A 13202-nucleotide genomic window follows, 5' to 3' on the forward strand; every position below is an offset into this window, starting at 1 on the left:
GTTCCCATCAAGGAGCTGGCTCATAGCCTCACCCACCCCCTCGTCCTTTCACGCCCAGGTGCTGGCCTACGACCCCGGCATCAAGCCCGCCGCCGGCGGCCTGCCCGGCCTGGACGTCCTGCAGAAGATCGTCAGCTCGATCAATCTCTACGGAATCATCGCTGTCGTCGGCGCGCTCGCCGCCTCCCTGGCCATGTGGGCCTGGGGCCACTTCTCCGGCGGCCACCAGGCCGAGGCCAACGGCAAGAAGGGCACCATCGCCTCCGTCGGCGCGGCCCTCGGGCTCGGCGCCGCGAACGGCGTGGTGCTGTTCTTCTCGGCCCTGGGGTCGCAGATCAAATGACGTCCCGCCGAAGCCCCTTGCCGCACCCGGCCACGTGGTCGCCGCTCGCCCAGCGCACCGCGATCATCGCCCTGGCCACCGCGCTCCTGCTTGCCCTGGCCGGCACCGCCGCGTGGATCACCAACCGCCCCAGCGGGAACGACGCAGCGACGGCTTCCACACCGGCACCGGCACCAACTCCCACCGCAACGTTCTCCTCCACCGGGCCCGCACCCTCGGCAACACCGAGCACCGGATCGGTCGCCAGGCCCCCGCGCGTCACGGATCCGCTGGTCTACGCGAAGGCCGCAGCCACGCTGCTCTGGTCCTACGACACCCGCACCACCAGCCGTGACCAGCAGCTCGCCGGAATGCGCGCCTGGATGGCCACCGGCACCCCCTACGCGAACTGGCCCGCCATCTCCGGCCAGGAGCCGGATCCGGTGCTGTGGTCGCGGATGGCGGACAACCAGCAGTACGCCACCGCTGCCGTCGCCGAGTCGCACTTCCCCTCGGCGTTCAAGCAGGCCCTCACTGATGATCCGGCGGCGCTGACGAAGGCGTACATCTACGCCGTCACCGTCACCGGCACCCAGGCCATCGCCTGGAAGGGCGGCGGCGCCGGAGCCGAATCCCGCGCCGTCACCCTCGCGATCCAGTGCCGCCCGAGCTCGGACTGCGCACTGGTCGACATCGCCCCCGGCGTCGCACCCTGACCGGCCGCCGCTTCCCCACAGACCCGACAGAGAGGTAGCGCCCACGTGGGCTTCTGCTCCATCCCCGTCGCCGGCAAGCTGTGCGACGCCGCCGGGGCGATCAATTTCGTCACCGACCCCGGCAAGGCCATCACCGACGGCCTAGGCGCCTGGATCGCCAAGTCCGCGGGTGAGCTGGCCGCCGCGTGTGCCGATCTGGCCGCCGAAGGCGTCGACACCACCACCCGCGTCGACCTCAACGCCGGCTGGTTCCGCGAGAACTACCAGATGATCCTGCCGATCGGCCTGGTCATGATGGTCGCGACGTTCTGCGCCCAACTGGTGCGCGCCGCCGTCAAACGCGACACCCGCGCCCTGTCCCAAGCCGTCGTCGGAACCGCCTCCGGGGTGCTGTTCAGCTTCGCCGCGATCTCCGTCACCACCGTGGCGCTCACCGCGACCGACGCCCTGAGTGACGGGCTGTTCGCCGCCGGGCACACCTCCATCCAGGCGGCCGTCCGCCGGATGGTGACTGTCTCCGAGATCGGCGCCATGTCCGGACTGGGCTGGCTGGTGCCCACCTTCGCCGCGTTCGGCGCCGCCATCGGCGCCGTGCTGTTCTGGTGCGTGATGATGGTCCGCAAGGTCGGCATCCTGGTCATGGTCACCCTCGCCCCGCTGGCCGCCAGCGGCGGCGGCTGGGAAGCCGCCCGCCGCTGGCGCCGCGGCTGGATCGAAGCCACCGCAACCCTCGTCTTCTCCAAGTTGCTGATGACGATCATCTTCCTGCTCGGCATCTCCGCCATGGGCCGCACCCAGGCAGCAGACGGCATGGGGGCGCTCGCCGACTGCATGTCCGGCATCGTGATCCTGCTCCTGGTCCTCCTCTGCCCTTACGCGGTCTTCAAGTTCGTCCACTGGGCGTCCGAAGGCGCCGACGCCGAGACGATCCATCGCGCCGGCGGCACCGGGGCCATGATGGCCCGCCAGCACACCGAGCGCGCCGCCCGCAAGGCCGCGGCGGCGATGTCCGGCGGAGCAGCAGGCGGCGGTGCCGCCGCCGGGGCCGGGTCTCCGCAGGGCCCCTCTCAGATCCCCGGACAGGGACCTGACGGCATCGCCCAGATCAACCCCACCGGAGGCAGCGGCGGCCAGGGCCAGGAATCCGGACCGAGCAGCTCGCCTGCCGCAGCCGGCCTGGCCAAGGCGGTGCAACCGCACCCGACCAGCCCGAGCAACGACACCAGCCGGCAGCCCGGCGGAGCACTCGCGCCACCGGATGGGGACTGGGCGCGCGCTCCCGGGGCCGTCTCCGGTAGCGGGCCGTCGGTCGCGGACTCCCACGCGGCACCGCCCCCGCCGTCACCGACCGGAACCTGAACCGGGCCCGGCTGACCCGACCACCCAACCGGCCCCTCACAGAAACGGCGTTCGCCCTTGCTTGACCAGACCGTGCCGCTCACGGTGCGCTTCCCCCACCGCCCGCGCCGCGGCATCCTGCTCGGCCTGTCCCTGCCCCAACTCCTGGCCGCCTCCGCCGCCACCGGTCTGCTGATGATCATCGTCACGACCGCCGGCGTCCTGGGCGCGGTCGCCCTGCTCCCGCTGTGGGCCGCGGTCGCAGCGGTGGTGTTCGTGCGCAGTGGCGGGCGCACCCTGGTCGACTGGGCACCGGTCACCGCCCGTTACCTGTACCGCACATGGTCGGGGCAGCGGCTGTGGCTGGCCCGCCCGGTCTCCCGCCCGCAGGTCAAGGGCCTGCTGCACCTGCCCGGCACCACCGCGTCGCTCCGCGTCGTCTCCCCGGCCGGGGTGGACGCCGCCGCCCTCCACGACCCGCGCAACCAGACCCTGACCGCCGTCGCCCGGGTCAACGCCCGCGCGTTCGCCCTGCTGGATCCGGCCACGCAGAGCGCCAACGTCAGCGCCTGGGGACGGGCGTTGGCCGGTATCGCCCGCACCGGCCACATCAGGACCGTCCAGGTCCTGGAGAGGACAGTGCCCGACTCCGGTGACGCGCTCGCCCGGCACTGGCAGCAGCACGGACGGCCGGAGGCCCCGGTCGCGGGGCAGGTGTACGGCGAACTCGTCGCCTCCGCCGGTCCCGCCGCAGCCCCGCACGAGGCGTATCTCGTTGTGGCGCTGGACCTGCGGGCAGCCCGGCGGCTGGTTTCCCAGGCCGGCGGGGGCCTGCACGGCGGCTTCACCGTCCTGGGTCAGGTCACCGCCAGTGTCAGCGAAGCTGCTCGCAATTCCGGTCTGACGGTGACCGGTTGGCTGTCGGTCCGGGAGATCGCCGCGGTCATCCGCACCGCCTATGACCCCGCAGCGCTCTCCCGTCTCCAGCAGTGGTCGCCGGCCGGGCACGCCGAAGCCGACCCGGCCGCCGCCGGCCCGGTGATCCAGGTCGAAGAGGCTGACCGGCTGATCACCGACACCGCGCAGCACGCCACCTACTGGGTGGAGAACTGGCCGAGGACCGAGACCCATCCCGGGTTTTTGCACCAGTTGCTGTTCACCTCCGGTGCCCGCCGGGCCTTCTCCCTCATCTACGCACCGCAGGGGCTCGAGTCTGCGCTGCGCGATGTCCAGCGCCGCAAGGCGACGATCATCGCGGACGCCGCTGAGCGGCAGCGCAAGGGCCAGGTCGACTCCGAGGCGGACAGCATCGAGTACGCCGACACCAAGCAGCGCGAGCGCGAGCTGATCGCCGGCCACGCCGACGTTGCCCTGACCGGCCTGCTGACCCTGTCCGCCGACACCCGCCAGGCCCTGGACGCCGCGTGTGCCGCCGTGGAAACCGCTGCGGCAGGCAGCCAGATCGACCTGAGACGCCTGGCCTACCAGCAGGCAGAGGCGTTCACCCTCGCCGCTCTTCCCCTCGCCCGGGCCGCCCTGTGACCGCCCGACCGAGCCCGGGCCGCCCCGTTCACCGCGCAGTCTCCGGCGACATCCAACTGCGGGAGCAACTGGCGGGGCTGCTGGACGAGTGCCGCGTTCGGGCGGCGAGGCGAGCGGCACTCCTGGCGCCCCGTCTGGATGCCGACGGCTATGTCGTCGAAGACCAGCGTGCCGCGTACGACGACGCCCGGATCACCACCGCGATCGAGGCGGCCGGCTGGCTCGACAGCCTCACCGCCCGCCTGGCACAGCTCCTCGCTGAACCCGCGCGCTCCGTCTACACCCTGGTCTTCGGTGTCCTCGGCGACGCACCGGACAGCTTCACCCTCTACGGCGCCGACGAAGACGACGCCCTGAACACCCTGCGACAGCTCCCGTCATTCCTGCGCTGGTCCGAACATCAGGCTTCCGCCAGTCCTCCCGGGACCAGCACGGTGCTCGAATTCCACGGCGAATGGCCCCATCCCCATCTGTCCGCGCCGGGCCACCGCTACGACCTGCGGACAGAGCAGACAGCCGCTGCTGCCACCCGTCCCGCTGCCCGCCGTCCTCTCGCGCCCACATCCAGGCCGCCCATGCCTGCTGCCACCACCCCGCCCCAACGACGCTGAACGGCCAAGACCCCATCAAGGAACCGCATTTGACTCCACCGCCCACCACGAACAGCGAGACACACCCGTACCTGCGGGCCGCCGGCGCAGGGATTCGCCGCCACACCACGACCAGCCATCTCGCTGGCGGCGCCGCCGACCGGACCCACCTGGACCTGCTCCACGCGCACCTGATCGCCTGCCACCACCTGGTCGACCAGCTCGACACCGCGACCCGCCCGTCCTCGCCGACCGCCGGGCGCCATCTGGCCACCGCCCGGACCCGGTTGTGGCAGTCGGCCGCCGCCGTCCACGACGCCTTCCACACCGTGCCGCCGGCCGATCGGGCCGACGCTGCTCCGGGCTGTGATCCGCCGGCACGGCTGGTCGGTGGTCCGCCGTTCGTCACCATCTGCCAGCGGCACCAGGCCGCCGTCCACACCGTGCGCCGCACCACCACCTCCGCCGAGATCGACGCCCCGCTCCACGGCCACACCACCGCCTGCACCCGATGAACCCAACCGATCCGACAGCCGGCTCCGGCCCGCGAAGGGAGGCAACACCTGGTGAGCACCGGTAGGCGCCGTCGTAGCAGCGCCAGCGACGTGTTCACCCCGCGAAGCACCAACCGAGCCGCCCGCAAGGCCGCCCGGATCGCCCTGGCCGAGGCCACCGCTCGCGCCCGCGACACCGCCGGCCGCGACCCTGCGGACTCCCTGCTGGCCGAGGCGGAGATGCCCGCGCCGGCCTACCCGGCCGCCGGCCGACCCGGACCAGCATCCGCACGAGGTGGGCGCCTGAGGCTCCCGACGCACCGGATGACCACCGCCGTCGCCTCCGGGGCGTACCCCTTCCTCGCCGAAGGCGGCCTCGGTGCCGACGGGGTCTACATCGGCCGCGACGTCCACGCCGAAGCGTCCTTCACCTTCGATTCGTTCTCCCTGTACGGGAAACTGGAAGGCTTCACCAACCCCAACGTGCTGTTGGCCGGGGTGATCGGGCAGGGCAAGAGCGCCCTGGCGAAATCGCTTGCGCTGCGGTCGGTCGCGCACGGATACCGCGTCTACGTGCCCTGCGACCCCAAGGGCGAGTGGACACCGGTCGCCGCCGCGCTCGGCGGGACCACCATCGCGCTGGGGCCAGGGCTGCCCGGCAAGCTCAACCCCTTGGACGCGGCGCCCCGGCCTGACGGCACCGCCGAAGAGGACTGGGCCGGCGAGGTCCGCAAGCGCCGGTTGCTGCTGCTGGGGTCGCTGGCCCGGACCGTGCTGGGCCGGGACCTGCTGCCGATGGAGCACACCGCCCTCGACGTCGCCCTCGACGCCGTCGTCACCGCGGCTGCCGCGGCGAACCGGACGCCGCTGCTCGGCGACATCGCCGCCCTCCTGAACCACCCGGACCAGCTCGACGCCGCCGCCGGAGCCATGTCCGGCAGGCTCGGTGATGCCGCCCGCGACGTCGCCCACGCCCTGCGCCGCCTGGTCGCCGGTGACTTGGCCGGCATGTTCGACGCCCCTACCACCGCCGCGTTCGACCCGCGCTCGCCGATGCTCACCATCGACCTGTCCCACCTGGGAGGATCCGGTGCCGACACCGCCCTCGTCCTCGCCATGACCTGCGCCAGCGCATGGATGGAATCAGCGCTCGCCGACCCGCACGGTGGGCGGCGCTGGATCGTCTACGACGAAGCGTGGCGCCTGATGGGCCACGGTCCCCTGCTGGAGCGGATGCAGGCCCAGTGGAAACTCAGCCGCGGACTGGGCATCGCCAATCTCATGGTCATCCACCGGCTGTCCGACCTGCTCACCGCCGGCGACGCCGGATCGAGGGGCCGGGCCCTGGCCGAAGGACTGCTGGCCGACTGCTCCACGCGGATCATCTACCGGCAGGAAACCGACCAGCTCACCGCCGCCGCCTCACTCCTCGGCCTGACCGGCGTCGAGACCCAGGCCGTCTCCGCCCTCCAACGGGGCCGCGGCCTGTGGAAAGTAGCGGGGAGATCATTCGTCGTCCAGCACGCGCTGCACCCGAACGAAGCCCAGCTCTTCGACACGGACGCGCGCATGCAATGACACGTCGGCGAGTTCACGAATACCCGCGTCCCGGCCGCCCCGAGTCCGGTCGTACCCGTCCCGTCCACCGCCTTCAGGAGAAGATATCGAGTCCCATCCCGTCACTTCGCTTTTCCCTCACCTCGACGAGGACGAACTGCATGCGCTCGCCGACGACGTCAAAGAACGCGGGCTGCTCCACCCCATCGTCCTCGATCCCCAAGGCCGTGTCCTGGACGGACGCGGCAGACTCAGAGCGTGCGACATCGCCGCCGTCGAGCCGGTCTTCGTCACCTACGACGGCAGCGATCCAAGCGGCTACGTCCTGTCGGCCAATCTCCGGCGCCGCAACCTCACCCGGGGCCAAGCGGCCATGATCTCCGCCAAGGCCCGTTCAGGATCTGAACAGCAGCACCGCTCAGACTCTGAGCAGACCACCCGCTCAGTTTCTGAACAGACCGGACTGTCCCTGGGACGGATAAGCCAGGCAAACGTCGTGCTGCAACATGCGGCGGATCTGGTGGACTCAGTGATCAACGGCTCCATGGGCATGGACGAGGCATACGCCATCGCCCGGGAGAACAAGGCCAAGGCAAGTTCCGCCGAGGTCCAGCTCGCACGCCTTCGCAAAGAAGACCCCGAACTGGCCGACCGTGTGGTCGAAGGCCACCTGACGCTGGCCGGCGCGTGGGCCGAGCGCACCGAGCGCGTCGAGGAGGAAAAACGCCAGCGCCAAACGGCCACCCGCCTGCTCGACGAACTCCTCCCGCCCCTGGCCAACGCCCGCGGCACCAGGACGTTCAGCCGCTACGACCCCGCATACGCCGCCGGCCCGCCGATCACGCGCGCGGTCATCGCGCACGCCATGACCGCGCTGACCGAGATGGACCAGGTCTGGCGGGAGCGTGACCTGCCGTGACGACCACAGCCGACCTGCGCCTGCGGCAGATCGTCGAGCAGACCGCGCTCGCGCTCACCGACGCCGAAGGCAGGTTCCACAAACGCCACCTCACCGACGCGGTACGCGAGCAGCTCGCACACGCCGACCTCGACCCGCACGTCCACGCCGCGGCTCTGGACAAGCTCGCCGAGAGTCTCGTCACGGGATTCGGCGAACACCGCAACCCCCGCCGCAGGCGGACCGGCACCCTCTTCCATCCCCGCGACATCGTGAAACTGGGAAACGGCACCTGGGTGTGGATGGACCGTGCCACCGACTCCGACCTGCTGGCGTGGAGCCGGCTGTCCAGACGCAACCGGTCACGGACCGACGCGGCGGACAACGAGGTCCAGGACTACATCGACCAGCGCATCGACGCCTTCCGCAGCCACCCCGGACTCGAGCTCCTCGGCGACCTCGAACGGATCGTCTTCGGCTACGTCAACGAACCCGGCCAGACCGCCGACCTGGAAGCTGACGAGGAGTAGCCCCGCCCTACCTACGGCCGGGGGCTGTCCCGAGCCCGGGGCGCCGTGACCACCACCGGCCCCGGCCCCGCACTGCAGCCGGCCCTGTCCCTGGGCGGCGACACGCAGCCCCGCCCGGTCCGCTGACCGCGCCGCCTGGCTCAACTCGACCTGCCTCCAGGAGGCTCAGCTGGCCACCCGATCCTGCATCGCCCGTCCCACCGACACCGGGTACCGAGGCATCTACGTCCACATGGACGGCTACCCCAGTACCCGCCTGCCGCTGCTGCTGGCCGCACACCAGTACCGTTTCGCCCGCGACACCGAAGCGCTGAGCCGCTATCTGATCGATATCGACGCGGTCGGGTGGGACGACCTCGGCGACGATCTCCTCGACGGCGCCCCTGCCGACCTGCGCGCCGTGCTGAGCGCCGATCAGCTTGGGCCGGGCAGACTGATGGCGAACGTCTTCACAGCCGACGGCAGGCCGCCGCGGCGCATGGTCGTCGATGAGTCGACGGCCCGCGACAGCGACCTGCAATGGGCCTACGTCCTGCACCCGCTGGGCATCGAGGTCGTCAGCCTCACCGTCGACAGCCGCGGCCCCGTCGTCGGCTGGACCACCGATCCGCTCGTGTCGTTCAGCGACGAGCCACACCTCTGGGGGCGGGATCTGCCCATTCCGCTGGCCGCACCGCAGCCTCCGCCGGCCCTGACCGCCACTCGCACCACCCCGGCCGGACCGCCCCCAGTGCGCCGGTCCTCCCACCGCTGAGCCGCCCCCAGGTCACGGACCCCCAGGACCTCCAACGCTCGTCCTGCCCGTGGCGGTCTGCCCTGCAGCCAGCTCAGCTACCAGCGCCCTGCCGGGTCTGCCCGCGCACCCCCGGTGCCGTCCTCGCGCCGTCGCTGAACACGCCGGCATACCGGCGCCCGGCCGGACTTCGTCCCCCCACGTACCCGCCGTCACCCTGAACCGCTTTTGGAGCAGCCCATTTCCCGCATCACCCGCCTGACCCTCACCGCGACCGCCGCAGCCTTCCTGGCCATCACCGCGGCCGCCTGCACCAGCACCACCAGCAACGCCCCGGCTCCCCACCGGACCACCCGCAGCACGACTCCGCCGCCGCACGCCACCGCAGCGCCCGCCATCTCCCACCAGGCCGCGCTGGCCACAGTCGAGCACTACATGCAGGTCAAGAACCAGGCCGACGCCGCCATCAGCCCCGCGCTCGCGGACACCGTCGAAGACGGCCCCCTGTACGCAATGTCCCAGGGCGGCTACAAGCGGGACAGCGGAATACCGGCCAAGGACCGCACCCCATACCAGCCGTGGCTCTACGACGCGGCCGGCACGCACCTGTACATCCCGAAGTTCCCGCCAGGCGCGAAGCGGTGGTGGGCCGCCGCCGTCGCCGTGACCAGCAAGGACCAACTGCTGGTCGTCTTCGCCGAGCAGAGCGACCAGAGCTGGCAGATGGTTCTCGCCTCCGATCTCGACGGGGCCCCGCTTCCGCCTGTCGAACTGGACGCCGACGGCTACGCAACCGCGGTCGCCGCCGACGGCAGCCAGCCGGCAGTCGACGCCGGACGGATCCGGGCGGCGGTCGTCGACAACTTCGCCGCCGGAGGGGTATACACCGGCACAAAGTACCTCACCCCCACCGCGGCCAGCCAGCGGCAGATCAGCGTCCACACCAAGGACATCCACCACCTCGGCGCGAAGGGCACCACCGCCTTCGCCGCCGCCGACAACCCGTGGACCGACGCCTACGCCCTGAAGACCACCGGCGGCGGGGCACTGGTGCTGTTCGCCCACGCACACACCCAGACCGACACTGTCTACCGAGGCTGGCAGATCATCTCCGGTCCCAGCACGAGGGCCTGGCTGGGCACAACTCCCCGGCAGGCGATCACCGCCACCTTCACCTGCGCGGACGCCGCCCTGATTCCGAGCGCGAACGCCAAAGCACAGCTCCTCAGCTACTCCTGTGAGATCACCGCCGCCGACGGCCCGCCCGCAGGCCGCACGACCAGCGTCTGACCTCCACCTCGACACGCCCCGAGGAGCAGGCGCTGATGCCCAACCCCGACTTCGAGCTCTACGACAACACAGGCCGCTCCACCGACCAGATCCGCGCCTACAACACCGGCACCCCCACTGCGGACGACCTCTCCCGCTGGGACGGCGCAGCCGCCGAACCACTGATCGACGCAGCCGAACTCCCGCCGTCGGGCCGGAGCATCACGGGCTGGACCGGCCTGCTGGGCCGGGCAGGCACCGAAAGTGAGCTTCACGGCATCGCCGGCGCCGTCCTGGAGAACGACGGTGCGCTCTCCCGGCTCCACCAGTTCCTGGAATCACTCGCCAACTGGTACGACGAGCGCGGCGACCGGACGACCAGCCTCCACTACCAGGGCCTGGCCGATCAGCTCGACGCGCTGGCCGACGAACTCGTGCGCTTCGTGGACGACACGGCCCGCCGCGCCTACCACCGCACCCGCATAGCCGCTGCCCGGTCCGGTCCCGCCGTACCGCCGCCGGCCCGCCCGCCCGCACCGCCCGGGGCCCGCATCCCGCCGCTCCCAGAACCGGTATCCGTCCCGCACGCAGGCCCCCGCCGCTGACCCCGACTCTCGCTCCGAACGAAGAGGAGAACCACCTCGGCCACCCCCGACACCCCGCCCACGCCGTCACCCGAGGGACCGCCGGGCCCGCCGGTCGACGGCATGTCCCGCCTCGCCACCGCGCTCGCCGACCGGCTTCCCGGCACCTGGACCAGCTCGGATCTGGACTGGTCCGACCAGGCCGAACGTCGGCGGCTGACGGACTTCCTGTGGGACCACGCCGCCATGGACCACGTGGTCTTCACCTACCACCTGACCCGCGGGGCGCTGCTGACCGCGAACGACTTCACCCAGCTCCTGATCATCGACCGCCCGACCAGGCCCGGCCAGTTCTTCGTCGGCGCCCTGCACCCACTGGGCATCGACATCACCGGACGCGACGACGTACCGCTGACCCCGCACGGGATCGCCGTGCCCTCCCACCCCGCCAAGGCCGCTCACCAGGTCCGCTCCCGGCTGCTGCCGGCGTACTACGCCGCGTTCACCGCCCTGCTGGGCCCGCCCCCCTCACCGCACCACCTCACACCGGCCGCCCTCTTCGCCGGCGTCCCGACGCCCGCACCCGCACCCGCACCCGCACCGACCAGCGCGGGAGCCCGCCGGTGAACAAGGCCGCTCTGAGCATCGCCCCGCGCTACCTGGCCACCAGCTCGGTCGAGGACCACCACGCCCACCTGGCACACCTGGCGAAGACCGCGGCGTGGACGCTGCAGGCCACCGCGCTGACCACAACCGCGACCAGCCCGTGCGGACTGGTGACCGTGCACGCCGACCGCCCCGACAACCCGGATGCCGCGCACCTGTTCCTCAGCGCCCGCACCCACCCCGCCCGGCCAGAGCGGTGGAAGGCCACCCTCGGCGGCGACCTGCCGGTGGAGTTCCTCGCCGCGATGACCACCGTCCTCACAGCCGAGCTGCTGCGCGACCCCGACTACGTGATCTACAACCTGCCGCGCGACGGCCGCCTCGTCGCCCTGCCCGGACCCGGCATCCCCGGCTGGGACTACCACGCCGACCCCAACCTGGTGGAATGGGAGACCCGCCACCGCGGCACCCGCGCCATGGTGCTCCTGCGCGACCGGGACTCCACAGCGCCGCTGCTCGCCGGCGGCGAGGACACCCTCATGATGGCCGCCGCCACCCTCCGTGCCCCCGAGGGCACGGAGGTGATCTGGTGGGCCGGGTTCTCCCACGACATCCCGGCACCGGTCACCGGCGCCTTCCTCACCACCCTCCTGGCCCCCGAACCGGTCACCCGCCCCGTTGACAGCTTCCTTCGGCCCGACCTGCTGCCCCTGCTCACCACGAACCGCACCACCATCACACAGGGCACCCCGATTCCACCGGGCCCAGCCGGCGGGTGGGGACGCAACCGCGGGCCGGGGGGCCGGTGAGCGGCAAGACGCTGCCGGCCGGGACCCGGATCACCCTGGCGTTCAGCACCCGGGTGGGTATCGTCGCCGTCACCAGCGGCACCCGCTACCAAGAGGCGGACACGCTCCTGACGACCGCCGGGTTCACCCGGCGCGAGGACGGCACCAGCACCCTGTCCACTGCGGACGCGGACACAGCACGGCGGGCGCTGACCGCCCTGACCCGGCTGACCGCCGACCAGGACATGACGCTGACCGCCAGCAGCCGGGCCTGGCTGGGCGACACCGCCACCCGCATCGCCGCCCTGCTGCCCGGACAGTGGCACACGAGGATCGAGGTCTACGCCCTGCCGGTCTGGCAGGCCGACCTGGACGGGACACTGTGGGACGCAGGGGCGCTGGCGACCGCACTGCGCTCCGACCGTGTCCCCCACGCGGCCGTTCTGGCCGATGGCCGGGGCACCGAACTCCTCATGGCCGACAGGCCCGGCCACAGCGACGAGCTCCTGATCGGCGCCTTCGTCCATGCCGACCTCCTCCCGCCGCCGCGCGAGGATCCCGGTGGGCCGCACTCGATCACCACCACCACCGACCCCGCCATTGCAGCCCATGCGATCACCGGCCGGCTCCTGCCCGCCTACCGAGCCGCCGTTTACCAGCGGCGCGCCCAGGAGGTCGCCACCCACCTCGCGCACGCACTGAACACCGGGACCGCCCGCCCACCGGTCCGCGGCGAGGGACATGCCGAGGTCAACCCCGGCCCAGAGCCCGACGCGAATGACCGGGACCGCCTCGAACACCGGCACCGCGAGGACACCTGGAGCGACTTCCTGCCCTTCCTCGTCCACGGGCAGGCCCTGTTGGACCACCTGCAGACCGCCCTCCTCACGCGCGAGGAGCACGCCGCCCTGGCCGGGCTGCGCGAGGCGCTGCGACACGGCGAGAACGTCCGTGACTCGTGGACGGCCGCGCTCAGGTACACCCCTGTCCGACCTGACCTGCCGCCCGCCGACGAGACCTACGCCGAGGCGGTCGCCGCCCGCAACGCGCAAGCCGGCCCGGCGCTGGCCGCCTGGCTCGAACACGGCCCGGCCCTGGTCGACCTCGCCCACCGGCACCCACCGACCGGTGAACCGTCGGTGATACCGCGCGCACTTCCACCAGCCCCTCCAGCCGGGCCGCCCGGCAGACGCCGCGGCACCGCCTCCTGACCACACCCACCCACCGATGAAGGG

The 13202-nt window shown here is 72.0% G+C and carries 15 protein-coding genes; all 15 read left to right on the top strand.

Annotation, left to right across the window (positions count from 1 at the left end; genetic code table 11):
- Window positions 1–58: 58 nt before the first annotated feature.
- Window positions 59–343, top strand: coding sequence for a hypothetical protein (locus tag OG900_09735; GenBank protein WUH90355.1), 285 nt, complete (start codon window positions 59–61; stop codon window positions 341–343).
- Window positions 340–1038: a hypothetical protein gene (locus tag OG900_09740; GenBank protein WUH90356.1), complete on the top strand. Its 699-nt coding sequence runs from the start codon at window positions 340–342 to the stop codon at window positions 1036–1038. The genes OG900_09735 and OG900_09740 overlap by 4 nt, the downstream gene beginning before the upstream one ends.
- A 45-nt stretch (window positions 1039–1083) precedes the next feature.
- Complete coding sequence (locus OG900_09745) at window positions 1084–2397, top strand: ATP-binding protein (protein WUH90357.1); 1314 nt, start codon at window positions 1084–1086, stop codon at window positions 2395–2397.
- Between the two features lie 57 nt (window positions 2398–2454).
- Window positions 2455–3918, top strand: coding sequence for a hypothetical protein (locus tag OG900_09750; protein ID WUH90358.1), 1464 nt, complete (start codon window positions 2455–2457; stop codon window positions 3916–3918).
- Entirely contained in the window at window positions 3915–4529 is a 615-nt protein-coding gene (locus OG900_09755; protein ID WUH90359.1) for a hypothetical protein, read from the top strand. Before OG900_09750 ends, OG900_09755 begins: the two co-directional genes overlap by 4 nt.
- Window positions 4530–4558: 29 nt before the next feature.
- A complete protein-coding gene (locus tag OG900_09760; protein WUH90360.1) occupies window positions 4559–5023 on the top strand; it encodes a DUF6238 family protein in 465 nt (154 codons plus the stop codon).
- A gap of 219 nt (window positions 5024–5242) precedes the next feature.
- Complete coding sequence (locus OG900_09765; GenBank protein WUH95685.1) at window positions 5243–6580, top strand: ATP-binding protein; 1338 nt, start codon at window positions 5243–5245, stop codon at window positions 6578–6580.
- A 352-nt stretch (window positions 6581–6932) separates the two neighbouring features.
- On the top strand, window positions 6933–7478 hold the full coding sequence (locus OG900_09770) for a hypothetical protein (protein WUH90361.1): 546 nt from the start codon (window positions 6933–6935) through the stop codon (window positions 7476–7478).
- Window positions 7475–7987, top strand: a complete 513-nt coding sequence (locus tag OG900_09775; GenBank protein ID WUH90362.1) for a hypothetical protein — start codon at window positions 7475–7477, stop codon at window positions 7985–7987. The genes OG900_09770 and OG900_09775 overlap by 4 nt, the downstream gene beginning before the upstream one ends.
- A gap of 232 nt (window positions 7988–8219) precedes the next feature.
- On the top strand, window positions 8220–8741 hold the full coding sequence (locus OG900_09780) for a hypothetical protein (GenBank protein ID WUH90363.1): 522 nt from the start codon (window positions 8220–8222) through the stop codon (window positions 8739–8741).
- Between the two features lie 207 nt (window positions 8742–8948).
- Window positions 8949–10010, top strand: coding sequence for a hypothetical protein (locus OG900_09785; GenBank protein ID WUH90364.1), 1062 nt, complete (start codon window positions 8949–8951; stop codon window positions 10008–10010).
- A gap of 35 nt (window positions 10011–10045) precedes the next feature.
- The gene (locus OG900_09790; protein WUH90365.1) at window positions 10046–10594 is read left to right on the top strand and encodes a hypothetical protein; all 549 of its coding nucleotides are present in this window, start codon (window positions 10046–10048) and stop codon (window positions 10592–10594) included.
- 102 nt (window positions 10595–10696) lie between these two features.
- Window positions 10697–11200 (top strand): hypothetical protein, encoded by a 504-nt coding sequence (locus tag OG900_09795; protein WUH90366.1) that lies wholly within the window; start codon window positions 10697–10699, stop codon window positions 11198–11200.
- Window positions 11197–11988 (top strand): DUF317 domain-containing protein, encoded by a 792-nt coding sequence (locus OG900_09800; GenBank protein ID WUH90367.1) that lies wholly within the window; start codon window positions 11197–11199, stop codon window positions 11986–11988. The genes OG900_09795 and OG900_09800 overlap by 4 nt, the downstream gene beginning before the upstream one ends.
- Window positions 11985–13178: a hypothetical protein gene (locus tag OG900_09805; GenBank protein WUH90368.1), complete on the top strand. Its 1194-nt coding sequence runs from the start codon at window positions 11985–11987 to the stop codon at window positions 13176–13178. The genes OG900_09800 and OG900_09805 overlap by 4 nt, the downstream gene beginning before the upstream one ends.
- The last annotated feature ends 24 nt before the right edge of the window (window positions 13179–13202 follow it).

Origin of the sequence: Streptomyces sp. NBC_00433 (assembly GCA_036015235.1) — a bacterium.
GTDB lineage: Bacteria > Actinomycetota > Actinomycetes > Streptomycetales > Streptomycetaceae > Actinacidiphila.

Excerpts from the sequence above, each read along its gene's own strand:
- OG900_09740 (WUH90356.1), top strand. The coding sequence starts at position 340 with ATGACGTCCCGCCGAAGCCCCTTGCCGCACCCGGCCACGTGGTCGCCG.
- OG900_09765 (WUH95685.1), top strand. The coding sequence starts at position 5,243 with ATGCCCGCGCCGGCCTACCCGGCCGCCGGCCGACCCGGACCAGCATCC.
- OG900_09770 (WUH90361.1), top strand. The coding sequence starts at position 6,933 with ATGATCTCCGCCAAGGCCCGTTCAGGATCTGAACAGCAGCACCGCTCA.
- OG900_09780 (WUH90363.1), top strand. The coding sequence starts at position 8,220 with ATGGACGGCTACCCCAGTACCCGCCTGCCGCTGCTGCTGGCCGCACAC.
- OG900_09790 (WUH90365.1), top strand. The coding sequence starts at position 10,046 with ATGCCCAACCCCGACTTCGAGCTCTACGACAACACAGGCCGCTCCACC.
- OG900_09795 (WUH90366.1), top strand. The coding sequence starts at position 10,697 with ATGTCCCGCCTCGCCACCGCGCTCGCCGACCGGCTTCCCGGCACCTGG.